General features: G+C 59.7%; 21 protein-coding genes. 17 read left to right on the top strand and 4 right to left on the bottom strand.

Annotated elements, in window-relative coordinates; all coding sequences use genetic code 11:
* Nucleotides 1-106: 106 nt before the first annotated feature.
* Complete coding sequence (locus GT003_RS25890) at nt 107-937, bottom strand: sugar phosphate isomerase/epimerase family protein (protein ID WP_161703449.1); 831 nt, start codon at nt 935-937, stop codon at nt 107-109.
* A gap of 278 nt (nt 938-1,215) precedes the next feature.
* Here GT003_RS25890 and GT003_RS25885 point away from each other — a divergent pair, with 278 nt between their 5' ends.
* Nucleotides 1,216-2,052, top strand: a complete 837-nt coding sequence (locus GT003_RS25885) for a methyl-accepting chemotaxis protein (RefSeq protein WP_161703447.1) — start codon at nt 1,216-1,218, stop codon at nt 2,050-2,052.
* Between the two features lie 119 nt (nt 2,053-2,171).
* On the opposite strand, the gene GT003_RS25880 is transcribed toward GT003_RS25885, so the two are convergent.
* Nucleotides 2,172-3,284 (bottom strand): NADH:flavin oxidoreductase, encoded by a 1,113-nt coding sequence (locus GT003_RS25880; protein WP_161703445.1) that lies wholly within the window; start codon nt 3,282-3,284, stop codon nt 2,172-2,174.
* A gap of 492 nt (nt 3,285-3,776) precedes the next feature.
* Here GT003_RS25880 and GT003_RS25875 point away from each other — a divergent pair, with 492 nt between their 5' ends.
* The 9 genes from GT003_RS25875 (at nt 3,777) to GT003_RS25835 (ending at nt 14,268) form a co-directional block, all read left to right on the top strand.
* Nucleotides 3,777-4,226 carry a hypothetical protein gene (locus tag GT003_RS25875; RefSeq protein ID WP_161703443.1) on the top strand — a complete coding sequence of 150 codons (450 nt, stop codon included), beginning with the start codon at nt 3,777-3,779 and terminating at the stop codon, nt 4,224-4,226.
* A 128-nt stretch (nt 4,227-4,354) separates the two neighbouring features.
* Nucleotides 4,355-4,780 (top strand): hypothetical protein, encoded by a 426-nt coding sequence (locus GT003_RS25870; RefSeq protein ID WP_338046021.1) that lies wholly within the window; start codon nt 4,355-4,357, stop codon nt 4,778-4,780.
* Nucleotides 4,781-4,962: 182 nt separating this feature from the next.
* Entirely contained in the window at nt 4,963-5,040 is a 78-nt protein-coding gene (locus GT003_RS33185) for a potassium-transporting ATPase subunit F (RefSeq protein ID WP_161703566.1), read from the top strand.
* A gap of 45 nt (nt 5,041-5,085) precedes the next feature.
* Complete coding sequence (kdpA, locus tag GT003_RS25860; protein WP_161703564.1) at nt 5,086-6,759, top strand: potassium-transporting ATPase subunit KdpA; 1,674 nt, start codon at nt 5,086-5,088, stop codon at nt 6,757-6,759.
* A 220-nt stretch (nt 6,760-6,979) separates the two neighbouring features.
* Nucleotides 6,980-9,016, top strand: a complete 2,037-nt coding sequence (gene kdpB / locus GT003_RS25855; RefSeq protein WP_161703441.1) for a potassium-transporting ATPase subunit KdpB — start codon at nt 6,980-6,982, stop codon at nt 9,014-9,016.
* A 27-nt stretch (nt 9,017-9,043) separates the two neighbouring features.
* Nucleotides 9,044-9,610, top strand: coding sequence for a potassium-transporting ATPase subunit KdpC (gene kdpC / locus GT003_RS25850; RefSeq protein WP_161703439.1), 567 nt, complete (start codon nt 9,044-9,046; stop codon nt 9,608-9,610).
* Nucleotides 9,611-9,688: 78 nt separating this feature from the next.
* Nucleotides 9,689-12,028, top strand: coding sequence for a histidine kinase (locus GT003_RS25845; RefSeq protein WP_161703437.1), 2,340 nt, complete (start codon nt 9,689-9,691; stop codon nt 12,026-12,028).
* Entirely contained in the window at nt 12,009-13,574 is a 1,566-nt protein-coding gene (locus GT003_RS25840; RefSeq protein WP_161703435.1) for an ATP-binding protein, read from the top strand. Before GT003_RS25845 ends, GT003_RS25840 begins: the two co-directional genes overlap by 20 nt.
* A complete protein-coding gene (locus tag GT003_RS25835) occupies nt 13,561-14,268 on the top strand; it encodes a response regulator (RefSeq protein WP_161703432.1) in 708 nt (235 codons plus the stop codon). The genes GT003_RS25840 and GT003_RS25835 overlap by 14 nt, the downstream gene beginning before the upstream one ends.
* Before the next feature lie 300 nt (nt 14,269-14,568).
* On the opposite strand, the gene GT003_RS25830 is transcribed toward GT003_RS25835, so the two are convergent.
* Nucleotides 14,569-15,258, bottom strand: coding sequence for a glycosyltransferase (locus tag GT003_RS25830; RefSeq protein ID WP_161703430.1), 690 nt, complete (start codon nt 15,256-15,258; stop codon nt 14,569-14,571).
* Nucleotides 15,259-15,506: 248 nt separating this feature from the next.
* On the opposite strand from GT003_RS25830, the gene GT003_RS25825 reads away from it, so the two are divergent.
* Genes GT003_RS25825 through GT003_RS25810 form a run of 4 tightly spaced genes read left to right on the top strand, consistent with a single transcriptional unit; the run spans nt 15,507 to nt 21,268 of the window.
* A complete protein-coding gene (locus GT003_RS25825) occupies nt 15,507-17,132 on the top strand; it encodes a response regulator transcription factor (protein WP_161703428.1) in 1,626 nt (541 codons plus the stop codon).
* 1 nt (nt 17,133) lies between these two features.
* A complete protein-coding gene (locus tag GT003_RS25820; protein WP_161703426.1) occupies nt 17,134-18,912 on the top strand; it encodes a cache domain-containing sensor histidine kinase in 1,779 nt (592 codons plus the stop codon).
* A 28-nt stretch (nt 18,913-18,940) separates the two neighbouring features.
* Entirely contained in the window at nt 18,941-19,927 is a 987-nt protein-coding gene (locus tag GT003_RS25815; RefSeq protein ID WP_161703424.1) for a substrate-binding domain-containing protein, read from the top strand.
* A 48-nt stretch (nt 19,928-19,975) separates the two neighbouring features.
* Nucleotides 19,976-21,268: an extracellular solute-binding protein gene (locus GT003_RS25810; RefSeq protein ID WP_161703422.1), complete on the top strand. Its 1,293-nt coding sequence runs from the start codon at nt 19,976-19,978 to the stop codon at nt 21,266-21,268.
* Nucleotides 21,269-21,702: 434 nt separating this feature from the next.
* On the opposite strand, the gene GT003_RS25805 is transcribed toward GT003_RS25810, so the two are convergent.
* Entirely contained in the window at nt 21,703-21,978 is a 276-nt protein-coding gene (locus GT003_RS25805; RefSeq protein WP_161703420.1) for a hypothetical protein, read from the bottom strand.
* Nucleotides 21,979-22,211: 233 nt separating this feature from the next.
* Between GT003_RS25805 and GT003_RS25800 the strand changes: the two genes are divergently transcribed.
* From GT003_RS25800 to GT003_RS25790, 3 genes are all read left to right on the top strand, one after another.
* Complete coding sequence (locus GT003_RS25800) at nt 22,212-23,630, top strand: ABC transporter substrate-binding protein (RefSeq protein ID WP_161703418.1); 1,419 nt, start codon at nt 22,212-22,214, stop codon at nt 23,628-23,630.
* Between the two features lie 95 nt (nt 23,631-23,725).
* On the top strand, nt 23,726-24,628 hold the full coding sequence (locus GT003_RS25795; protein WP_161703416.1) for a carbohydrate ABC transporter permease: 903 nt from the start codon (nt 23,726-23,728) through the stop codon (nt 24,626-24,628).
* 13 nt (nt 24,629-24,641) lie between these two features.
* On the top strand, nt 24,642-25,487 hold the full coding sequence (locus tag GT003_RS25790; protein ID WP_161703414.1) for a carbohydrate ABC transporter permease: 846 nt from the start codon (nt 24,642-24,644) through the stop codon (nt 25,485-25,487).
* Nucleotides 25,488-25,489: the final 2 nt, after the last annotated feature.

The raw sequence follows: 25,489 nt of genomic DNA, 5'->3' as shown, positions 1-25,489 counted from the left end.
TGCTTGCAGGGGCTCTCTTCGCACCGTAGTCGCACATAGTCGCATCGTCGTCGCACCGTTGTCCTGCCGTAGTCGTATCGTCGATGCCCGAGCGTCGACCAGGCGTCTAACGCCCCTCAAGCTCCGCTTGCAGCGATCTCACATATCCCGCGGCCAGTTTGTATTCCTCGGCGGTCGGCAGATGCTCCAACATCAGCGGAATGTGCTTGTCCAGCTTTCCCAGCTCGGACAGGTACGTCCGGTAATCGATGCCGCCGAGTCCCGGACGGCGTTCGCCGAGATGGACGGTCAGTTCGTCGGTCAGCTCGAGGTCTTTGGCATGGCAGCTCTTGACGTACGGTCCCAGCTTGCGGAAGCTCTCGCGGATGATATCGCCGTTAAAGTAGAAGTCCCGAGGGCTCGTTATGAGGTTGACCGGATCGAGATGCACGGCGAAGCCCGGCCTGTCGATGGCTTCAATGAGCTTCAGGTAGTTGTCCGCGGTGTCCGGGAATACCCAAGGCATCGTTTCGAGCGTGTAAAAGGCGTTAACCGGCCGAACGGCGTCGACGATCTCGCGCACCGTATCGACGATCAACGCGAACGTGTCGTCCGACAGATTAGCCGGATGCGGCCCGTCCCACTTGGCGCCGCGGGAGCCTGCGATGTTGACGCAGCAGCGCGCGCCGATTTCCTCGGCCAACGCTAGCCTTTCCTGGCAGTAACGGATGGCGCTTCGCCGGGCTTCGTCGTCCGGACTGATGGGATTGCTCCATGCGCCGACTTCGGCGATGACGAGTTCCGCATCCGCCGCGGCTTTCCGGTAGGCGGCGATTTCGTCGCTCTGGCCGAGCTTTAATTCCGGGCTGTAAGCAGCGGTATATCCTTCGCGGCGATGGGCGGCGACCCATTCCTGCGGATCCGCCGTCTTCTCCATGATCGGTCCTCCAAGTCTCATGCCACTAACCTCCGATCGAATGATGTTCCATGATGGACACTTTGATTGAACCAAAAAAACGGCGATCCGTACACCTCTGAAAATGCCGAATATGTATCTGTGCGTCCAGCATGCCGTCCATGCCGATAAGGAACCGCCGCCAATGGCGAATGCCGTCGGGAAGGTTTGCGAAGTCCCTCCAAAAAATATTCGCAAAAACATATCATTGGCCGGCGAAAAAACCGAAATAAGAAGTAGGACATTCAACACGTGCATCTACGTAGAGGAGCGAACGCGGCATGGTTATGGATAAAGAGGCGTATTTGCAATCGGTAATGAACATGATGGACACGTTGTTAAGCGTGTATCCGGAAGAGGCGGCACTCGTTCTCATCGATCAGGAGAAGGTGATCGCGTACCGCAAGACGACGGAGATCGCGGTCGAAATTCCGGTCGGCACGCCGCGATCCGCGCTGGCCCATACGATTTCGGAGAAGGCGTTCGTGCATGGCCGGGAATTCCGGGAGGAACGGGGCCCGGAGGCGTTCGGCGTCTCATACATCGGGACGGCTGCGCCATTGTGGTTCGAGGGGGAAATCGTCGGCGTGCTGACGTCGGCGATGATGAGCCGCAAGATGGACATGATTCGCGATTCCTCGGAGGGGCTCGCCGCTTCCGTGGAGCAAATGACGGCAACCTCGAACCAGATCGCCTCGGCCTTCGACAAGATTAATGCCGAGATGGACGCGCTGTCGGGCAAGTCGGAGACGTTGAACCGGAACATCGACGACGTGCAGGCCATCATCGGCGTCGTGCAGGAGCTGGCGGACACCTCCAATCTGCTGGGGCTGAACGCCTCGATCGAAGCGGCGCACGCGGGCGAATACGGCCGGGGCTTCTCGGTCGTGGCGAACGAGATCCGCCGCATGTCGGGGCAAAGCCGGGACGCCTCCAAGAACATCCGCGAGCAGCTCGGCCTCATCCAGGAGCGGCTGAAGGAAATCGCGAGCGACATCGGGCGGATCAAAGGCGATATGTCGCATCACTCCGAGAGCGTCAGGGAGCTCGACGCGGCGTTCGAGCATATCGCTGTCACGGCGGGCGACCTGATGGACCAGTTCACGGTGGAGAAGTAAGGGCTTTACAGAACTTGCTCGTCTTTCGGCTGTTGTGAAAAACACAAAAAGGCAGTTCCCGGTTCATCATCGGGAACTGCCTTTTTGTCGTGATGCCCATCATCCATCCTGTTCTGCCATCAATACAGCGTCTGCGTGGCCTCTGGCGTGAATGGACGCAGCTCGCTTTCGCGTCCTTCCTTGATTTTGGCCGCCCAGGCGGGGTCGCCGAGGAGCGCCCGGCCGATGGCGACGAGGTCGAATTCGCCTCGGTCGAGCCGTTCCAGCAGTTCTTCGATGCCTGTTATGCCTGCGCCCTTCTTCTCCTTGAAGAACCGCGTGAACTCGAGGTCCAGGCCGACCGAGCCGACCGTGATGGTCGGTTTGCCCGTCAGTTTCTTCGTCCAGGCCGCCAGATTCAGGTCGACGCCGTCGTCGAATGCCGGCTCCCAGAAGCGGCGCGTGGAGCAATGGAAGACATCGACGCCCGCATCGGTAAGCGGCTGCAGGAACAGTGCCAGCTCGTCGGCGTCCTTCGCGAGCCTGGCGTCGTAGGCGCCGTCCTTCCACTGCGAGAAGCGGAGCATGATCGGGAAGTCCGGCCCGACCGCGCGCCGGCATGCTTCGACGACCTCGGCCGCGAAACGGGTGCGCTTCACGAGCCCCCCGCCGAAGCGGTCCGTCCGCGTATTCGTCACGCCCCAGAAGAACTGGTCGATCAGGTAGCCGTGCGCGCCGTGCAGCTCGATACCGTCGAAGCCGAGCCGTTTGGCATCGGCCGCCGCCTGCGCGTAGGCCGCGATCAGATCGGCGATCTCCGCTTCGGTCAGCGGCTCGCCCACCTGTTCGCCGGCAAGGTTCAAGCCGGAAGGACCGACGGAAGGCGCATCCGGGTTCGTGCCGGTGCCGGGTTTGCGGGTGATGCCGAGATGCCACAGCTGCGGCATGATTTTGCCGCCTGCCCCGTGAACGGCGTTGACGACGCCGGACCAGCCGTTCAGCGCGTTCGCGCCGTAGAAATGCGGCCATCTCGTACTCGCGCCCGCGGCGGGATGGTTAATCAAGGTACCCTCCGTGACGATTAAGCCTACGCCATTCTCGGCACGGCGCTTGTAGTAAGCGGCCACGTCTTCGCTGGGCACCCCGCCGGGCGAGAAGCCGCGGGTCATCGGCGCCATGACGATACGGTTGTCGAGCGACAGCTTCGCGGATCGGAAGGGCTCGAATAAGGCTTTGGCGGAATTGGTGCTCATGTAAATTCCTCCTTGCGGATTGGGTTTACGGCAGGGACAGGGGGACGGTTACGTTCTTTAACTGTAATCTTTTAAGTTGCGATATTCAATAGAACTACTCGGATTTGGCGGGGACGCCGATTTCACTAGCGCGATAACCGAAGCAAGGCGAAGCAATTTGCAAGATTGTCCGCAAATCAATCGGATCATCGCGTTTTCATCGTTTATTTTGGCCGGGAAGCACGTTATGCGCGATGGAAAGCCTTTTTACAATTTTCGCGGCCGGGCCTACGATTAGTATCAACAAAGGAGCACCGGCCATTCCCTCCGGTCACAATGTCGTTGCAGGAGTCCTGCGCACGCTGCCCCTTTGAATCTTTCACCGGAATTTCATTAGCTTTGAATCAGCTTCGCAAATCGGCCTTACATTAACGCATCGCCAGCTTGAAGCCGGGAGAGAGAAATGCGCTTCCTTCCGGTTTCTTTGGTTATCCCACTAAGGAGTGAACGAACATGTATGCGGTACAGACGAGCGCGTGGATGAAAGAGCGTTTGGACACGACGAGAATCGCGAGATTGGAATGCTTCCGGTTTGACCGAGAGGCATCGGGACAGCTCCCTCCCGGCTACGACAGCGGCGACTGCCGCGGCATGCTGATCGTGAGCACGGCGGACGGTGAATCCGGCGTCGGCGTCTTCCACGAGATGCGTTTGAAGGGAGATTTCGTACAGTGGGCTTGCGCCTTTCAGCGGATCAAGGGCCTTACCCTGTGCGATGCGCTCCAAACGACGCTCTTGAAGCATGAAGCGTGGGGCGATGAACGAACGGCTGCGGTCATGACGGCGATCCGCGCATTGATCCGCCCGCCGGGCGACGAATCGGACGCAAGGACATCGCTGGCTGATTGCTTTCGCGATTCGTCTTATTGCTTCCGGCATGCCGAGGCCTACATCATTTTTTGACCGCCTACCAGCCTGGCATTCGAATTTTTACGTTTTTTTTACGCCTATCCGGGCATCTCTTTACCCCGAATTTATGGGAAATGGGATTAAGATGACAGTGTGATCGAGCGAAAGGCGGGGAAGCGGACGTGAACGAACGGGATGCCGATACGAATCCGCCGCCGACGATGATCGTTGCCGCCTCCTTGACGAAAGCCGGCACGCAGTTCATCAAGCAGCTGCTTGCGAGGGGCGTACCCTTCGCGGCCGTGACGAACAGCATCGCCGAGCGGCAGCAATTGTCCAAGCTTGGCGTCCGAACGATCCTGCTCGTCAATACGATCGATTCGGACATATGGGCCGCGCCGGGATTTCCCGTGGGGCAGTCGTTTCTGTTTGAGAGCAGTCTGTCGCTGTGCTGCCGATACGTGCGCATGGTTCGTGCATGGAGCGGACATCCGGTGTCTGTGATCACAAGCCGGACGAACGGCAGGCTCATCTACAAGAGTCTCGGCGCCGACCGGATCGTGCATGCCGCATCCGGAAGCTTCGCGTTCCTGACGGGAGCAGAGTAATAATGTTCCGATTGGGAAATCCTAACAAACGCAGAATGGCAAAAAAGGAGATGCGCGTATGGTGAACGATTTTACGATGATCGTCTTGGCGGCGGTCATGTTCGCGTTGTTTTGGGGGTTCAGGAAATTTTGCGAGAAAGCGTGAACGCGGAAGGCACAAAAAAGGTTTAGGAGGAATCGCCATGATCGCAATGGGCATCATTGCCATCGCACTGTTGGTTTATCTCGGTTTCGTCTTGGTGAAGCCGGAGAAGTTTTAACCGGGACGGCTGCTTCGATAATGAGGAGGATATTTGGATATGGGTATGGGATTCTTGCAAGTCGCCGTTACGCTGGCGATCGTCATGCTGCTGGTCAAACCGGTAGGCACCTATCTCGTCAACGTATTTTCGCAGGAAAAAACAAAGCTTGACCGCGTATTCGGCCCGGTCGAGCGATTGATCTACCGGATCATGGGCGTTCGCGAAGGGGAGTCCATGGGGTGGCGCGGCTACTTGGGCGCGGTGCTGCTGTCCAATTTCATCATGCTGATCTTATGTTATCTAGTGCTGCGGCTGCAAGGCCACCTGCCGATGAACCCGGACGGAATCGGCAGCATGCCGGCGGGCCAGGCGTTCAATACGGCCGTATCGTTCATAACGAATACGAACTGGCAGTCCTATAGCGGCGAGAACGGCTTGTCGTATCTCTCCCAGCTGCTCGCCATTACGTTTCCGATGTTTACGTCGGCGGCTACGGGATTCGCGGTCGCGATCGCCTTCATTCGCGGTTTGGCCGGCCGCAAGGACGAGCTCGGCAACTTCTATGTCGACGTCACCCGGTCCATTACTCGGATTTTCTTGCCGTTAAGCTTTCTTGTCGCGTTGTTCCTGGTGTTCCAAGGCGTGCCGCAGACGGTGCTCGGCGCCGTTCATGCCTCCACGCTGGACGGGGGAGAACAGACGATTACGCGGGGCCTCATCGCTTCGCTCGAGTCCATTAAGCATCTCGGCACGAACGGCGGCGGCTGGATGGGAACCAACGCGGCGCATCCGTTCGAGAATCCGACGGCGCTCGCGAACCTGATTCATATCCTATGCATGATGCTGCTGCCTACCGCGCTGATCTATGCATTCGGTCTGATGATCAAGAACAAAAAGCAGGGCTGGGTGCTGTTCGGCGCCATGAGCGTGATTTTCCTGGCCATGCTGGCGACGGTGTTCGTGTCCGAATACCGCGGCGTCGGCGCAGTGGATGCCATGGGCGTTCACGGCAACATGGAGGGCAAGGAAGTACGCTTCGGCATCTCGGAATCGGCCTTGTTCACCACCGTGACGACGGCGGCCACGACCGGCAGCGTCAACAACATGCACGAATCGCTCACGCCGCTCGGCGGATTCACGGCGCTGGCCGAGATGATGCTGAACAACGTGTTCGGCGGCAAAGGCGTCGGGCTGCTCAATGGTCTGCTGTATCTGATTCTAGCCATCTTCATCTGCGGCCTGATGGTCGGGCGGACGCCTGAATTCCTGGGCAAGAAGATCGAAGGCAAGGAAGTGAAGCTCGCTTCCATCGCCCTGCTGATCCACCCGCTTATCATCCTGGCGCCGACGGCCATCGCGTTCCTCAGTCCGAATGCGCAGTCGTCGATTGCCAACGGCGGCATGCACGGCCTGTCCGAAGTCCTGTACGCCTTCGCGTCAGGCGCGGCCAATAACGGCTCGGCCTTCGGCGGCCTGAGCGCGAACACGGACTTCTATAATATCGGCATCGGCGTCGTCATGCTGCTCGGCCGGTACGTATCGATTATCGCGATGATCGCGATCGCGGGCTCGCTGGCCGTCAAACGCGTCGTGCCGGTCACGACGGGCACGCTGCGGACGAACACGCCGCTGTTCTCGGGCATCCTGCTCGTCATCATCCTCGTCATCGGGGCGCTGACGTTCTTCCCGTCGCTCGCGCTCGGACCGATCGCGGAGCATCTGGCCATGCCGAAATGATGTCCGGACATGTCTGAAGTTTTGGCGATGTGAACGTGGAGCAGTGACCGGAGAGTCGGTGTGGAGTCGGAAAAGCGTCAGCGTTCGCCTTTGTAGTCTAATTTCAACCTCTACTCACTTAAATAATCAATGAAAATAGAACTACAACAGCGATTGGAGACCCAGACCGACCGCAGGTCACTGTGCCTTTGACTCACCAAGTTTTAAGGGAGGATCCAAGATGGCAAGCAAAAAAACCTATTCAAAGGATATCGTCTTTCAAGCAGTCGTCGACGCGTTCAAGAAGTTGAACCCCGCGGTCATGATCAAGAACCCGGTCATGTTCATCGTGGAAGTCGGCACGCTGATTACGCTGCTGCTCTCGATCAAGCCGGATCTCTTCGCCGCTTCCGGCGAGGGCCGGGGCTATAATATCGCCGTGTTCTTGATCCTGCTCTTCACCGTCCTGTTCGCCAACTTCGCGGAGGCGCTGGCCGAAGGGCGGGGCAAGGCGCAGGCGGACACGCTGCGCAAGACCAAATCGGAGACGACGGCGAAGCTGGTCCAGAAGGACGGCTCGCTGAAGCAGGTGTCCTCCACGCAGCTGCGCAAAGGAGACGTCGTCCGCGTCGATATCGGAGAGATCATCCCGACCGACGGCGAGATCATCGAAGGACTCGCGTCCATCGACGAATCGGCGATCACGGGCGAATCCGCGCCGGTGATCAAGGAAGCCGGCGGCGATTTCTCGTCTGTCACCGGCGGTACGCGGGTAGCCTCGGACTTTATCATCGTCAAAGTCATGACGGAACCCGGCGAGTCGTTCCTGGACCGGATGATCGCGCTCGTCGAAGGGGCCAAGCGGCAGAAGACGCCGAACGAGATCGCCTTGACGACGCTGCTCGCCGTGCTGACCATGATTTTCTTGATCGTAATCGTAACGATGGTGCCGATGGCGGATTACTTGAACGTGAAGCTGGATATCGCGACGCTGATCGCCCTGCTGGTCTGCTTGATTCCCACCACGATCGGCGGGCTGCTGTCCGCGATCGGCATCGCCGGCATGGACCGCGTCACGCAGTTCAACGTGCTGGCCATGTCGGGCAAGGCGGTCGAAGCCGCCGGCGATATCGATACGCTGATCCTCGACAAAACGGGGACGATTACGTACGGCAACCGAATGGCATCCGAATTCACGCCCGTCAGCGGCGTGACGGCCCAAGAAGTGACGGAAGCGGCGCTTCGCGCTTCCCTGAAGGACGAAACGCCGGAAGGGCGTTCCATCGTGGAGCTGGCGCTCAAGATGGGCGCGGTGCCGGGGAATCCGCTCGACGAGGCCGCCGAGCCGGTCGAATTCACGGCCGAGACGCGCATGTCGGGTCTCGACCTCGCGAATGGCACGAAGATCCGCAAAGGCGCCGTCGACGCCATGAAGAAACATATCGCGGCGCAGGGCGGCAGCGTGCCGGCCGGATTGGACGACATCTCGAACCGGATCGCGAAGGCAGGCGGCACGCCGCTGGCGGTTGCGATCGGCGACCGGATTTACGGGGTCATCTATTTGAAGGATACCGTCAAGCCGGGACTGAAGGAAAGGTTCGCGGAGATGCGGGGCATGGGCATCAAGACGATCATGTGCACGGGCGACAATCCCCTGACGGCCGCGACGATCGCGCTGGAAGTCGGCGTGGACGATTTTATCGCGGAAGCGAAGCCGGAGGACAAGATCGCCGCCATTCGCAGGGAGCAGCAGGAAGGCAAGCTTGTCGCGATGACGGGCGACGGCACGAACGACGCGCCGGCGCTGGCGCAGGCCGACGTCGGCCTCGCGATGAACTCCGGCACGATGGCGGCGAAGGAAGCCGCCAACATGATCGATCTCGATTCCGATCCGACGAAGCTGCTATCCGTCGTATCCATCGGCAAGCAGCTGCTCATTACCCGCGGCGCGCTGACGACGTTCTCCATCTCCAACGACATCGCCAAATATTTCGCCATCATTCCGGCGATGTTCATTCTCGCGATGCCGCAGCTGCAGTCGCTCAACATCATGGACCTGGCTTCGCCGAAGTCGGCCATTCTATCGGCGCTTATCTTCAATGCGATCGTCATCCCGCTGCTCATCCCGATCGCGATGAAAGGCGTCAAATACCGTGCGATGAGCGCGGATCGGCTGCTGGCGCGCAACGTGCTGCTCTATGGCATCGGCGGGGTCATCGTGCCGTTTATCGGAATCAAGATCATCGATCTCGTGCTGCACGGCCTGAACCTGGCCTAGAAACGAAAGCAAAGGAGTCCTCACTGTATGAAATCGATGTTTATCGCGCTCCGCTTTTCCATCGTGCTAATGTTGATATGCGGACTGGTATACCCGCTCGTGACGACAGGCTTCGCGCAGGTGCTGTTTCCGAAGCAGGCGGACGGAAGCCTGATGACGGCGGCCGACGGTACGGTTACCGGATCGAAGCTGATCGCCCAGAACGTCGAGTCTTCGATGCTGTTCCATCCCCGGGCATCGAACGCGAAGTATGACCCGACTGCCTCGGCCGGCTCTAACCGCGCGGTGGCCACGACGGATTACGTCAAGGAAATCGGCGATAAGGTCGCCGCCGTGAAGGCCGACAATCCCGGCCTGGCGAAGATCCCGGCCGATCTCGTGACCGTCTCCGGATCGGGCTTCGACCCGGACCTGTCGCCGGAAGCGGCGAAAGCGCAGGTCGCGCGGATCAGCAAGGCGACCGGCATGAGCGCGGACGCGCTGAACAAGCTGATCGACGACGCGGAGCAAGGGCGCCAATTGAGCATTTTCGGCGAACCGCGGGTGAATGTCAATGCCTTGAACGAGGCGCTGTTGAAGCAAATCAAACCATAAATACGCAGCCGCTCCCACGAATACGGGGGTGGCTTTGTCTGTATCATGCGCGGGCGACGGCGAAGGGGGGGAATGGGCGTGGAGGGCTTCAGAAGGAAGACGCCGGAGGAAATACTGCAGTCGATCTCCAAGCTCCACAGGGGAAGGCTCAAGATCTACGTCGGACCGGTCAGCGGTTCGGGGAAAACGTACCATATGCTGAGGGAAGGCCAACTGCTTCTGCAGCAGGGCGTCGACGTCGTCATCTGCGCCGTATCGACGAAGCAGCGACCGGAGACGCTGGAACAGATCGGAGGCTTGGAGCGGGTGCCGAGCATCCACTGGTACCGGGACGGCGTCGAAAATAAGGATTTGAACGTGGACGCGCTGCTGGAACGCAACCCCGAAGTCGTGCTCGCGGATGGACTGGCGCACCGGAACCGGCCGGACGCTCCCCGCGCCACGCGGCTGGAGGATATTCAATTGCTTCTGAGCCGTGGCATCAGCGTGATCATCACGGTGAACGTCTATGAACTGGAGGGCTATACGGAGCTCGCCCAGAAAATGACGGGCATCGTGGCGCAGTGCACGGTCCCTGCCGATACGCTGGAGCTGGCCGACGAAGTGCGGCTGATCGACGTTACCCCGGAGACGATTTTGAATCGCCTCTCGGAAGGCCAGCTGCTGGGCAGCAAGGATGCGGCGGTCTTCAAGCGCGGCAATCTGGGCGTGCTTCGCGAGCTGGCGCTTCGGCTTGTGGCCGAGGGCGTCGGCGAATCGCTGCGCGCGTACCGCGAGGAGCAGGGACTGATCGGCCCGACCGGTACGGGCGATCGGATCCTCGTGTCGGCGCAGTACCATTGGAACGGATCGATCTACGTCCGGCGCGGCCAGCAGATCGCCAAACGGCTAAACTGCGAGCTGATGGTCGTGACCTTTCATGACGGAAAGAAGCCGCTCTCCAAAGAAGCGGCGGTCTTTCGCAGAAACATGATCAAGCTGGTGGAAAAGGTAGGCGGCAGTTTCGAGGAGCTGCCCTACTGCAATCGCAGGCATATTCCGAAGACGATCGCGGATTACGCGGCTCGGCATGGGGTGACGCGCGTCGTCATGGGGCATACGAAGCATACACGCTGGCAGGAAATCTGGCAGGGCTCCGTCATTGACCGGCTGCTGAAGCGGGCGAAGCATTTGGACGTGTTTCTCATCGCGGACCGGTCGGAGCGCGAGGGCGAACGGGTGCTTCCGGCCAAGTTCGCCTCTGCCGGGGACCGGCAGCGGTACCGCAGGCTGAACGAGCAGGAAGTGACCGAGCGGATCGGCGAGATCCGGCGGGGAACGTTCAAGGTGTATATCGGAGCGGCGCCCGGCGTCGGCAAGACGTACATGATGCTGCGGGACGGCAACGATTTGCTGCGCAAAGGGATCGACGTGCGGATCGGCCTGCTGGAAACGCACGGCAGGCGGGAGACGATCGCCCAAATCGGCGGGCTGCCGCTCATTCCGCGCGAGCGGATCCAATACCAGGGCGTCACGCTGGAGGAGATGGACGCGGAGGCGATCATTCGGAGCTGTCCGGAAGTGGTGCTGGTCGACGAGCTGGCCCATACGAACGTGCCCGGCAGCCGCAGCAAGAAGAGGTACGAGGACGTCCTGACCATTCTGGACGCCGGCATCTCGGTCATCACGACGGTCAACGTGCAGCATTTGGAGAGCCTGAACGACGCCGTGGAGCAGATCACGGGGATCCGCGTCCGCGAGACGGTGCCGGACAGTATCCTGCAGCTGGCGGATGAAGTACAATTAATTGACGTCGCCCCCGAAGCGCTGCAGAATCGCATGCGGGAGGGCAACATCTACGCCATGGATAAAGTCGATCAGGCGCTGTCGAACTTTTTCAAGACGGGCAATCTGATCGCGCTGCGCGAGCTGGCGCTGCGGGAGATCGCGGACGACGTGGACGAGAGGCTGGAGTCGTTGGAACGGAAGAGTTCCTTGCGCGGGCCTTGGCGGAGACGGGAATCGATCTTCATCTGCGTCAACGACACGCCGCATGCCCAGCGTCTCGTCCGGCGGGGATTTCGGACGGCGTACCGGCTTAAGGCGCCGTGGTGCGTCAATTACGTGCAGGTCGGCGGACGGAGCGGCGAAGCTCCGCCTGCAAGCCTGGAGGCGCTGGAGCGGCTGACCGTCAGGCTCGGCGGCAAGTTCGTGGTCCATGGCGCCGAATCGCGCAAGGAAATCGCGAATGTCTTGTCGTCCGCGGCGGATGCGGCGGAGGCGACGCAGCTCGTCATCGGGCAGTCGAAAGTTTCCTGGTGGGACGCGTTCCTGCACGGGGCGGTCGTGAAGAAGCTGATCGCGATGTCCAGGCAGCGCGATATCTTGATCGTCGCGGACGATTATGGGAAAGAAGGCGATGAGCGTAGCGGCAATTGAACGGAACGGCAAATTCATGCTGAAGTCTTACGGGTGGATCACGGTCGGCACCGCGGCTTTGACCGCCGTGCTGCATGCGTTCGGTTTCGCGTTCGATCCGGTGAACATTGCACTCTTATATTTGTTTCCGGTGTTATTCAGCGCCGTGTACTGGGGGCTCGCCCCCGCGATCTATGCAGCGGCCGCCGGCGTGCTGGCCTTCGATTATTTCTTCGTGCCGCCGTTCCTCAGCTTCAGCGTCGAGGATCTGCGGTATTTGCTTTCTTTCGGCGTCTATCTCGCGGTCGCCGCGCTGACGGCTTCGCTCGCTGCCCGGCTGAGGCGCCAGGCGCAGCTGGCCAAGGAACGGGAGGCGCATACGGCGGCGCTGTATACGCTGAGCCGGCAGATGACGGCCATCAACGATATCCGGGTGCTGCTCGAGAATATCGCGCTGCGGGTGTCCGCGACCGTACAGGCCCAGATCGTGATCTATTTGCCCGGCGAACGGGCGGAGCTGGAGCGTGCCGCATGGTCGCCCGGGGATAACGGCTTCGGCGAGGCCGAATCCACGATGGCGATCGCCAAGTGGGTGTTCGAGCACGGCCGGATGGCCGGCAAGGATACGGGGACGCTGGGCGAGTTTCCGGGCTTGTTCGTCCCCTTGCGGACCGAGGAGCGAACGTACGGCGTCATGACCGTCCGTCTGGAAGGAGAAGGGCTGGCGACGGACGACCGCAATCTGCTGGAGGCGTTCGGCGGCCTTGCGGCGTCGGCGATCGCCCGCGTCAAGCTGAGCGAGGAAGCGAAGCTGGCCCACTTGACGGCGGAATCCGAACGCATCCGGACGGCCTTGCTCGACTCGGTATCGCATGAGCTGCGGACGCCGCTTGCGACGATCATCGGTTCGGCTACGGGACTCATTGACGGCGACGGCGTGTTCTCCGCGGAAGACCGTCAGGAGCTGCTGGCGACGATCCGGGACGGCGCGCTGCGGATGAACCTGCTCGTCACGAACCTGCTCGGCATGGTCAAGCTGGAGAGCGGCATGCTGGCTTTGCGCCGCGAATGGTGCGATGCCGAAGATATCATCGGCGTCGTGCTGTCGCAGGTGAAGGGCTTCCAGCAACGCCGCCGCATGACGGTGAAGATGCAGGATCCGGCACCGTATTTTCCGGGCGACGAGGTGCTGCTGGAGCAGGTGCTCGTCAATATCGTCAGCAACGCGATCAAATATTCGCCGGACGGCGAGGAGATCGTCATCTCCGCCCGGACGAGCGGTTCATGGGTTCGGATAGCGGTCGCGGACAACGGCATCGGCATCAACGAGACGGACCGCGAGCGGATGTTCGATAAGTTTTACCGCGGACCGGGCGCGGGCGGCACGACCGGCACGGGGCTCGGACTCGCGATTTGCAAAGGGATCGTGGAAGCCCACGGCGGCACCATCACGGCGTCTCCGCGCGCGGAGAAAGGCACGGTCGTGACGATCGCGCTGCCCGCGGGCGAGCCGGAAATGCCGCAGGGGTGGAAGCAACGGGAGGAGGAGCGGGATGACAACGGATAACGGCGCGCGCATTCTCGTCGTGGACGACGAGCCGCAAATCATCAAGCTGCTCAAAGTTACGCTGAAGGCGCATCGATTCGACGTGCTGGAGGCGGCGACTGGAGAGCAGGGCATCTATCAAGCCAGCATCAGCCATCCGGATTTGATCGTGCTGGACCTGGGTCTGCCGGATATGTCGGGGATGGACGTGCTGAAGCGGATCCGGGAGTGGTCCCGGGTTCCCGTCATCGTACTGACGGCGAAAGAACGGGAAGCGGACAAGATCGAAGCGCTCGACGGCGGCGCGGACGATTACGTGACCAAGCCGTTCGGCATGGGCGAGCTGGTCGCCCGGATCCGCGTCGCGCTCCGCCATGCGGGCAATGTTCAGCAGGAGCCGGTACTGCGCTTCGGCGGGCTCGTCATCGATCTGGCGCAGCGGTTCGTGGAGCTGAACGGCAGCCGGGTTAAGCTCACGCCGACGGAGTACGAGCTGCTCAAGATTCTGGCCTCCAACGCGGGCAAGGTCATCACGCAGCGGCAGCTCCTGCAGCAGGTGTGGGGTGGGCACCATCACGAGTCCGACAGCCATTACCTCCGCATCTACATCGGCCATCTGCGCAAGAAGCTGGAGGAAGATCCGACGCGGCCGAAGCTGATCGAGACGGAGCCGGGCATCGGCTACCGGTTCCTGCTGCAGGAGCAGGCGGAGTAGCGATGCGGTGATGGCTGCGCATCTCCATGAGCGAGCGGCCGAGGCCGTTAGCTTGAACGGCCGCCGTGTGCTTTCCGTAAACGGCTGCTTTTGTCAGCTTTCGCCGAGGCGCAGGTCTGCTTCTCGGCGCGAATAAACGGCCAGAAGGCAGCCTGCTCAGGCTGCCTTCTGCCGTTCGCGTCTGCCTGCGGCGGCGTTAAGCGTCGGCGGAGGCATTCGCGTCTGCGTTCGCCACTGCCCTATGCCGTTGTGGTCTGCCGGCGCTGTCGAGCCGGCAGCTCTTGATCCATCCGCATAACGTCAATTGACGTAACGGCGATAACGTTTCGTCTTGCGCACCATCTTGCACTGCGACATGTAACGCCGCATGCTTTTTTTCTGCGTGTGGCTCTTGCTGCTTTTGTTGCGGACGCAGACGTAATGCTTCCTGGACAACGAGTAGATCCGAATGTTTCGGCGATGGCAGCGCCCGAGCCAGCCGGCATCGGTGCCGACCTGCTTGAATTCGGGAAACTTGACCCGCTTCCAGACCGATCTGCGGAAGACGAGCGTACCGCCTTTGACGCTGCGCGTATAGCTCCTTTCGCCTCCGGGACGGTACAGCATCAGCGCCCGTTTCGCTTTGAAGTAGACGTAGGACGTGTGCTTGCCGACGATGCCCGCTTTGCCTCTTTTGATCGCGCGGGCGGCTTCGCGGAGGAATTTGGGCCCGTAGTAGTCGTCGTCGTCGAACTTGGCGACGAGTCCTTTGTTCGCGCGTTTAATGGCGTAGTTCAAGCATTTGCCGAGCTTGTATTTCTGGGAGAGCTTGAACACGCGGACCTCGTTCTTCTTATAACGTCTCGCCCGTTTCCGGTAGCGCTTGAGCTTCAGCTTGTCGTTGTTCAGGACGATGATCATTTTCTTGTCCTTCCACAGCTGCCGGTCGTAGTTATCGAACACGTTATCGATGCATTTTCGGCGGATCGTGCAGGCGATTACGGTAATCATGGCTGGTCATCTCCGTTTGCCGTAAGTTCAAGCTTCGCTTTCATAGGCATTCCATGTAGGATATGAGCGGACGACCGCGCAAGGCACGGCGTATTCATCATTTTCGCGCCGCGGCGGACGATGCGGGCTGCCCCTTATTCGTTCGGAGAACGATCCATTCTCCGATTCGTCACCGCTGGAAGAAGAAAAGGCATGGACGATTGCCGTGCCGATCGGATACGCTAGGAATGCGGGAGGTAGATGCAGACATGTACAAAGCAATTATCGTCGACGACGAGGCCGTCGTGCGCGTCGGCCTGAAGAATACGATCGACTGGGCCGGGCACGGATTCGAGCTGACCGGCGATTACGCCAACGGGCGCGACGCCTGGGAGGCCATCGAGCAGGACAAGCCCGACTTGGTCATCTCCGACATCAGCATGCCCTTCATGGACGGCTTGGAACTGGCCGGGCTGATCGGCGGGAGCTATCCGTATATCAAAGTCATCATCCTCACCGGATACGACGAGTTCGAATATGCGCAGCAGGCGCTCCGCCTGAAGGTATCGGACTTCGTATTGAAACCGATTACCGCCCGGGAAATCCGGCAGCTGCTGGACAAGGTCCGGGCCGAGATGGACGAGGAGCGCCAGCGCCGCGAGGACCTGAGCCGGCTGCAGAGCCAGCTGAAGCAGAGCCTGCCTATCTTGAGGGAGCGGTTCCTGGAGCGGCTCGTCGCCGTCGGCCTCGGCACCGCGGAGATCGGGGACCGCTTCGCGTATTTCAACCTGCCGCCGCTAAGTTCCGGCTCCGTCGCCATTGTGGCCGACATCGACGACTTCGGCGACCGCGAGCTGCTCTCGTACGAGCATGACGCCGAATTTCTGCGGTTCGCCGCCTTCGATATTTTCGAGGAAATCGCGGAGCGGGTAGACGCGCTCGTCTTCCGCACCCGCGAGGAGCGAATGGTCGCGATTCTGACCGGCGCCGGCGACGAAAACGACCTGTACGACACCGCTTTCCGTTATGCCGAGGAAGTGCGCCATCATATCGAGAAGTTTCTCAGCTTCACCGTCACGATCGGCGTCGGCCGGATCGTATCGTCTCCCGAGATGCTGCCCGCTTCTTACAAAGGCGCGCTGTCCGCGCTGGACTACCGGTTTCTGCATGGGAAGAACCGGGTACTCAGCATTCTCGACCTGGAGGGACAGCCCGAAGCCGCGCCGATGCCGAGCCTGTCGTGGGACCGCAAGCTCGTCTCCACGGTCAAGACGGGCTCCATCCGCGAGGCGCAGGATTTGATCGAGCACGGCATCGCGGCGCTCAAGCAGTCGCGCGTGCCGATCGAAACCTGCTTCCTGCAGATGCAGAAGGTCGTCTTGTCGCTCATGAACGCGATTCAAGAGGTCGTGCCGCATGACCGCGAAGCGTCGATCGACAGCCAGATGATGCTGATGGAAGTGTACCGCTTCAAGACGCTCGGAGAGATCGAAGACTGGCTGAAGCAAGTCGTAAGCGCAGTCATGACGGAGATCGCCGACAATCGGAACCATCTTACGAATACGCAGATTCACCGGGCCATCGAATATATCGAGACCAACTATGCCAACCATACGATGTCGCTGCAGGATTTGTGCCGCCACGTGCATATGAGCACAAGCTACTTCAGCCTCGTGTTCAAGCAGCATACCAGCGAGACGTTCGTCGAGTACTTAACGGGCGTCCGTATCGCCAAGGCGAAGGAATTGCTTCAGTCGACGAGTATGAAATTCTACGAAATCGCCGAGCAGGTCGGCTACGCCGATCCGAATTATTTCAGCATCCTCTTCAAGAAACGCGCCGGCATGACGCCGAAAGACTATCGTGACAGACTTGCAAAGGAGAGCGGAATCTGACATGCCGAGAGAACGTCCGCTTCGACTGCCGCTGTTTCCGCTCAAGAGCATCCGGCTCAGCATTTCGTTCGCTTTCTCCTGCGTCATCCTGGCGGCGATCGTGTCGATCAGCCTCATCAGCTACGGGCTGTCCGTCGGAGCGGTCGAGAAGAACTCGCAGGGCTACATCGAGGAAATCATCAAGCAGGTCAACACGAATATCCAGTCGTACGTCGACAATATGGAGAATATCTCCCTGCTCGCCATGACGAGCAAGGATGTCAAATATTATATCTCGGACAACAGCTTCATCAGCGCGGAGGAGCGCCGGCCTTACGAGAAGCGCATCTCCGACTTGTTCCAGGCCATCCTCTATACCCGGCAGGACATCGCGAACATCATGGTGTTCGGGTACAACGGCCGGTTCGTGTCGGACCGGCGCATCACCGACCTGAATCCGAACGCGGCGCTGACGGAGCAGGCGTGGTACAAGGATGCGAAAGCCGCCGGCGGCAGATCCGTCATCTCCGCGCCGCATGTGCAGAACATCATTCAGAACGAATACCGCTGGGTCGTGTCGTTAAGCCGGGAGCTTAAGAGCACCGACGGCATTACGGCCGAGGGCGTGTTTCTCGTCGATTTGAACCTGAGCGTCATCAACGACTTGGCAAGCGATATTAATCTCGGCAGGCGCGGCTACGTCTTCATCGTCGACCGGAAGGGCAATATCGTCTATCATCCGCAGCAGCAGCTGATCAACAGCAATCTGCGGACGGAGCTGATTCCGGAGGTGACCGCGGCGAAGAGCGGTTCGTCCTTCATTGCCGACGACAATGACGGGAAGCGTATCTACTCGATCCAGGATACGAACTTCGGCTGGAAAATCGTCGGCGTTGCCTACACGGACGATCTGATCGCAAGCAAGGGCGCGCTTCGCAATTCCATCCTGCTGTATGCGCTGTGCGGACTGGCGATATCGCTGCTGATCTCGTTCTGGCTGTCGCATCGGTTATCGCGGCCGATCCGGGATTTGCAGGCGGACATGAAGCTCGTCGAGCGGGGGAACTTCGGCATCCAGACGGAAATCCGGCAGATGAATGAAATCGGCCAGCTCGGCCGCAGCTTCAACATGATGGTCGGCCGCATCAAGACGCTCATGGACGAGATCATCCTCAATCAGGAGAGCAAGCGAAAGAGCGAGCTGCAGCTGCTGCAGGCGCAGATCAATCCGCATTTTCTGTACAATACGCTCGACTCCATCGTATGGATGGCCGAGCAGAAGCAGCACGAGGAGGTCGTCCTCATGACGTCCGCGCTGGCGAAGCTGTTCCGGGCAAGCATCACGAAGGACCAGGAGATCGTGCCGATCCGCGTGGAGGCGGAGCATATCACGAATTACCTGCTCATTCAGAAAATGCGCTACGACAGTCAGCTGGATTACGACATCGACATCGCGGACGAGATCTTGAGCCGCAAGACGCTCAAGCTGCTGCTTCAGCCATTCGTGGAGAACGCCATCTACCACGGCATCCGGGGAAGCGCGGACAAAGGGCTGATCACGATCCGCGGCATGCGCCAGGGCGACAACATCGTCTTCGAAGTCGAAGACAATGGGCAGGGCATGGCGCCGGAACAGGTGCAGCGCCTGCTGCTTCCCGACGACGGGGACAGCCGCAAGGGGATCGGCATTCGCAACGTCAACGAACGGATCAAGCTTTATTTCGGTCATGAATACGGCGTTCAGATCCGCAGCGAGCTCGAAGCCGGCACCTGCGTGACGATCACGATTCCGACACTTTAACCTACTTCAAGCAAAGGAAGAACGCCTCATGCGCAAGCAACGCCTTACGATTCTGATCGTTATCGTACTCGTGACGGCTGCCGTTTACGCGGTCTTTTTCTCCAAGCTGTTCCTCGGACCTGACCGCGGCGGCAAGACGGTGACCGTCGTGCTGAGGTCGCTGAACGTCCGTTCCGACTATTGGCAGACGATGATATCGGGCGCGCAGACCGCGGCGAAGGAGCTCGGCATCGAGCTCGATCTGCAGGGGCCGCTGCAGGAATCGGATACGGACGGGCAGGTCCAAGCCCTGAAGGACGCGATTGCGCGCAAGCCGGATGCGCTCGCGGTCGCGCCGGCGGATGATCCGCGGATACCCGAGCTGCTTGAAGACGCGCGCAAAGCCGGCATATCGCTCGTCGTCATGGATACGCCGGTGACCCTGTCCGACCCGCCTGTCTATGTCGCGAACGATCATCAGTTGGCAGGACGGCTTGCCGGCGATGCCGCCGCCCGATCGGTGCATGGCAGTCCGGCCGTTGCGGTGTTCAGCGATTCGCCGGAATCTTCGATCTCGCTCAAACGGCTGGACGGTATCCGCGCGGCGATGAAAGAGCATGGCGGCCGCGTAACCGGCACGTACTACAACGGGGATTCCGAGCAATTGGCGTATGAATTCGCCGTTACGCTGCTGCGCTCGGAGCCGCAGTTCAATGCCTTCATTACGCTGAACGAAAGCGCCACGCTCGGCGTTGCCAAGGCGCTTCAGGAAGTGAAGGGCACGAGCCGGTACAAGCTGATCGGTTTCGACAGCTCCATTTACGAGATCCAGCTGCTCGAAGAGGGAGCCGTGAGCGCCCTTCTCGTGCAGAAACCGTTTAACGTCGGTTATTTGGGCGTCAAGACGGCGATCGGAATGATCGATGGCCGCAGAACGGACAAGCGGACGCTCATCGGCTCGACCGTCGTGACCCGGGATAATATGAACGACCCGGATATCCAGCGTTTGATGTTCCCGTTTCCCGTCATCCAATAGCGTGCGGTTGCCCTTGTCCGATTCGCCCGAAAGGAAGTGTCAACGCCAATGCTCCAAACCTCCGCCAAACTGCCTATCTTCGCTGCCGCGGCGCTGCTCGCGCTTCCCGTGCTGCTCGCCTCCTGCAGCGGCGAAGACGGCGGACAAGCCCCGCCTCCTCCGGAGAAGCGGTCGCTCATTCGTTTCGTGGCATCCGAATACAGCACGGAGACGAAGCCTATTCTCGAGAAGCTGGTCAAGGAGTTCGAGCTCAAGAATCCGCTCATCGATATCGAGCTGCAGGTTGCGAATTGGGATATTCTGGACGGTATCTACACGACCATGATCAGCCAAAATCAACCGCCGGACCTGCTGAACACGAACGTCTACGCCCACTTTGCTGCGGACGGGCTGCTGAACGACTTTAACGATATCCTGTCGCCCGAGCTGCGGAACAAGCTGTACCCGAATTTGATGAGCATGGACCAGATCGAGGGTCATCAGTATGCGATTCCGTACGTCGCCACGATTCGCAATCTGTATTATAACCGGGATCTGTTCGACCGGGCAGGCATTCGGGAGACGCCGGCCACCTGGTCGGAGCTGAAGGCCGATGCGGTCAAGATCAAGAAGAGCGGCGGCGAATACGGCTTCGGCGTCGATCTGACGGACAACGAGACGCAGGCGTATTTGTCCTACTTCTTCTTCGGAGCGGGCGGCGGCTGGATCAAGAACGGGAAGTGGACGATCAATTCGCCCGAGAACGTGGAAGGCTTGACGTATATGAAGACGCTCTTCGACGCGGGTCTTACCGACCCCGAACCGACGATCACGACGCGGGACGAGAAGCAGCGCATCCTCGGCGACGGCAAGCTCGGCATGATGATATCGGGCAACTACTTCACCTCCGTCGTCCCGAAGGAGTTTCCGAATCTGAAATGGGGCGTCGGCGAGATTCCGGTCAAGGACGGTACCGCGCCGATCTCGTTCGGCGTCCATGACGTGCTCGTCTCCTTTAAGACCGATCATACGGACAAGGTGGCGCTGTCGAAGTTTTTGGATTTCTTGTATGACAATCCGTCTTATATGGAGATGATCCAGCGCGAGGGTTTCCTCCCGGCCAATGCCGAGGTAGGCGCGGAGCTTGCGGCCGAGGACGACGGCATGAAAGCCAATCTGCTTGCCCTCACGCGGGCGAAGTTCTATCCCGTGCAGGAGCCTGCCTGGCAGGCCGTGATGGACTACGCGCGCAAGCTGGGCGATGCCGTCCTGTTCGACCGATTGACGCCGCAGGCGGCGCTCGACGAGCTGCAGCATTTCGCGGAGACGCGGAGCAAGCAGCAGCGTGCCCAGAAGAAGTGACGAACGGAATAAGCAATGAGTCTAGATTCTTTATATGATCATTTGGCCGGTCCGCAGGCAGCGGGTCGGTTTTTTTTGTGCGCCGAGGTGGAAATTGTGCTGATTAGCAGCAATTCGAGCGATCTGAGAGCAGTTGGGGCGGAAATTGTGCTGATTAGCAGCAATTCGAGCGATCTGAGAGCAGTTGGGGCGGAAATTGTGCAGAATAGCAGCAATTCGAGCGATCTGAGGGCAGTTGGGGCGGAAATTGTGCAGATTAGCAGCAATTCGAGCGATCTGAGGGCAGTGGGGGTGGTAATTGTGCAGATTAGCAGCAATTCAAGCGATCTGAGGGCAGTGGGTGCGGAAATTGTGCAGAATAGCAGCAATTCGAGCGTCTGGGGGCAGTAGGCCCGAAATTGTGCTGTGCAGCACAATTTCACGAGCCCGTATCATCAAAAGGTGCCTGAGTCCCAACTCAGGCTCCCTAGCTCCCCGCCGTGCTCCCCGCCGTGCTCCGCGCCGTGCTCCGCGCCGTGCTCCGTGCCGTGCTCTCCGCCGTGCTCCGCGCCGTGCTCCGCGCCGTGCTCCGCGCCGTGCTCCGCGCCGTGCTCCGCGCCGTGCTCTCCGCCGTGCCCCGAGCCGTGCTCCCCGCCGTGCTCCCCGCCGTGCTCCGCGCCGTGCTCTCCGCCATGCTCCGCGCCATGCTCCGCGCCGTGCTCCCCCGCCATGCTCCGCACCGTGCTCCCCGCTGTTCTCTACCACCGCCCGCCGCCGGCGATCGAACCGCAGGACAACCTCGACTTTTACAAGAAGAAAATACTAAAGAATTCGTGGAAGATATTCGATTCAGCGAAACCTCCGCGCCCACTATGATGAATACAAGCGCTGCGGCACACTTGCACCGGCAACCCGCTGCATGCGGGATTAGCGCCAACACACACATACTAGGAGGGTACGCTTTATGATGAACAAGAAAAAGTACGCTGCGATGAGCGCGGCCGTATTGCTCGCTTCGGTGTCGCTTGCGGGCTGCGGCTCGAGCAACGACAACGCCTCGAATAATGCGTCCACGAACGCGGCGAACAACGGTTCCACGAACGCGACGAACGACGGCGGCACGAATGCGGGCAGCACGAACGCCGGCACGAACGCGGGAACGAACGCAGGCACGACGGATACGCCTAAGCTGACCGGCGACTTCGAAGTGCAATATTTCGTTGGCGGCTACGGGGACAAATGGTGGACGAAGGTCATCGCGGACTTCCAAGCGGCGAACCCCGACCTCCATGTGAAGGCGCTGGGCGGCCCGAAAATCAACGAACAAAACAAACCGCGCTGGATCGGCGGCAACCCGCCCGACTTCGTCTACATCGACGGACCGGAGCTGAACGACCGCCAAATGGTCGAAGACGGCCAGCTCGAAGATCTGACCGACTGGATCAAGGACGCGAAGAACGTGGACGGCGACAAAATTCTCGACATGCTGGCGCAGCAGCCGCAGCAGTTCGACGGCAAGATCTACAACATCCCGCTCGTTCTGAACTCGTGGGGCATTTTCTGGAATAAGGCGCTCTTCAAGGAAAAAGGCTGGCAAGAGCCGCAGGACTTCCAACAATTCCTCGACGTCAGCGACAAAATCAAAGCAGCCGGCACGACGCCATTCATTCATACCGGTAAATACCCGTACTACATCAACGGCGCGTTCCTGTACCCGGCCATCGTCTCCGCCAACAACGGCGACTACACCGTGCTCCAGGACATGGCGGCCAATAAAGTCGAAGCGTTCGAGAGCGAAGCGGTCAAGACGGCGCTCGGCAAGATCGTAACGCTGCGCGACAAGGGCTTCATCGACAAAGCGTCCATCCAAATCAACCATACCGATTCGCAAATGCTCTTCCTGCAAAACAAGGACGCGTTCATCCCGAACGGCTTGTGGCTGCCGAACGAGATGTCCAAGGATATCCCGCAAGGCTTCGACTTCGGCTTCATTCCTTCGATCACGCAGGACGCGGGCCAGAAGATCGTGGCGAACACGTCGACGGCAACCGTCGCGATCGCGAAGAACGCGAAGAACAAGGATGCCGCCCATGCGTTCCTGCAATTCGTCTTCTCCAAAGCGCAAGCTTCCCAATGGGCGGAGCTGAGCGGCGCGCCGTCCAACATCAAGGGCGACATCTCCGCATCCAACGCGCCTAGCTTCGTGAAGGACGCGGCGAAGTACCTGACGGATCCGAACACGATCGTCATCCCGACGATCACGTTCAACGCCGATGTCGACAAAGCGATGCAGGACGCGACCGACGCGCTCACGATCGGCAAGATCGATCCGGCCGGCTGGGTCAAACGCGTTACCGACGTCGTCAAGAAAGTCGCCAAATAAGCAAGCCTCGCTTGCAGCCTTAGATACAGAAGCGCGATGGATGGCCGGGTCAGCCCGGTCGTCCTTCGCGAATTTACCGGAAGGGCGGTCGCGTCATGGAAGCAGGCAGCGCCAAGTGGCAGAGAAATCTTTTCATCGCTTCATTCATCATCCCGACGTTCGCGTTTTTCTGCATCTTCACGATCTACCCGGTCGCGAAAGGCCTCTATTATTCGATGTTCGACTGGTCCGGCATGTCGCAGACCAAATCGTTCATCGGTCTCGACAACTTCAAGGAAATGTTCAAGGATCCCATCGTTTGGCGGGCAATCGGCAACGATTATTTTCTCGTCGTAGGCAAGATCATCGGCATTATGGTCATCGCCACGTTCTTCGCGGTAGCCCTGACCCGGTTTAACTTCAAGATGGCCGGCTTCTTCCGGTCGATCTTCTTCATTCCGAATGTCATTTCCGTCGTCGTCATCGGCGTCTTGTGGAACTTCATATACAACCCGCAGATCGGGTTTCTGAACGCGTTCCTGTCCCTGTTCACCGACGAGAAGGTGACCATCACCTGGCTCGGCTTCACGAATCACACGATTTGGATGCTGCTCCCGCCCGCCATCTGGGCAGGCATCGGTTTCTACATGATCCTGCTGATCGCGGCCATCCAGAATATCCCCGCCTCGTATTACGAAGCGGCCGAGCTGGAAGGGGCGACCCAGTGGCGGCAATTCCGGAGCATCACCGTCCCGCTGATCTGGGAGCAGATGAAGGTATCGATTCTCAATATCATGATGACGACGCTGAACGGCTCGTTCGTGATCGTGTGGATCATGACGGAGGGCGGACCGGACAACAGCACGCAGGTCATGGGTTCGTATTTGTACCAAATGGCATTCCGCCAATATCATTTCGGCTTCGGTGCCGCGATCGGCGTACTGATTCTGATGCTCTCGCTCATTACGACGGTGGTGCTCCAGCGGCTGCTTCGTCATGAAACCGTCGAGCTCAGCTAAGGGGGACTTCAGCATGAATAACGGCATTCGCAATCCGATCGTCAAAATCGTCTTCTACGCCATTCTTATCCTGTGGGGCCTGTCGGTGCTGTATCCGCTCCTGTGGACGCTGCTGGACGCGCTCAAGAACAACGATCAGTTCTTCCGCCATGCGCCGTGGTCGCTTCCGGATTTCCCGCTGCTCTGGTCCAACTTCTCGTACGTATGGAACAAATACAATTTCGACTCGTATTTCATGAATTCGATCATCATTACGACGGGCTCGACCTTGCTCGGCCTGCTGCTTGCGGCGACGACGGCGTACGTGCTTGCGCGTTACAAATTCATGGGCAGCGGCGCGCTCTACCTGCTCTACATCGCGTCGATGATGGTACCGTTCATCCTGGCCCTCATCCCGCTGTTCTTCCTGATGAACTCGTTCCATCTCATCAATACCAAAATCGGCCTGATTCTCGTGTATACGTCCAGCGTGCTGGCGTTCGGCATCTTCGTGCTCGTCGGTTTCTTCAGATCGCTGCCGAAGGAGCTGGAGGAAGCATCGATCATGGACGGCGCGTCGTACTTCGGTACTTTCTTCCGCGTCATGCTGCCGCTCTCGCAGCCAGGTCTGATCACGGTGGCGATCGTCAACGTGCTCAACATCTGGAACGAATACATCGTCGGCACGATTCTCGTCAACGATCCGACCCAGTACACGCTGCCCGTCGAGATCGGCGTCATGCAGGCGGAGATGCAGTACCGCACGGAGTGGGGACCGCTGTTCGCGGCGCTCTTCTTCACGATCGTGCCCGTGCTGCTCGTCTATATTATTTTCCAACGCAAAATCGCCAGCGGCATCACGGCGGGCGCGGTCAAATAATC

This window comes from Paenibacillus sacheonensis (assembly GCF_009909195.1).
Lineage (GTDB): Bacteria > Bacillota > Bacilli > Paenibacillales > Paenibacillaceae > Paenibacillus_Z > Paenibacillus_Z sacheonensis.
This window is presented reverse-complemented; position numbering and strand designations above follow the sequence as displayed.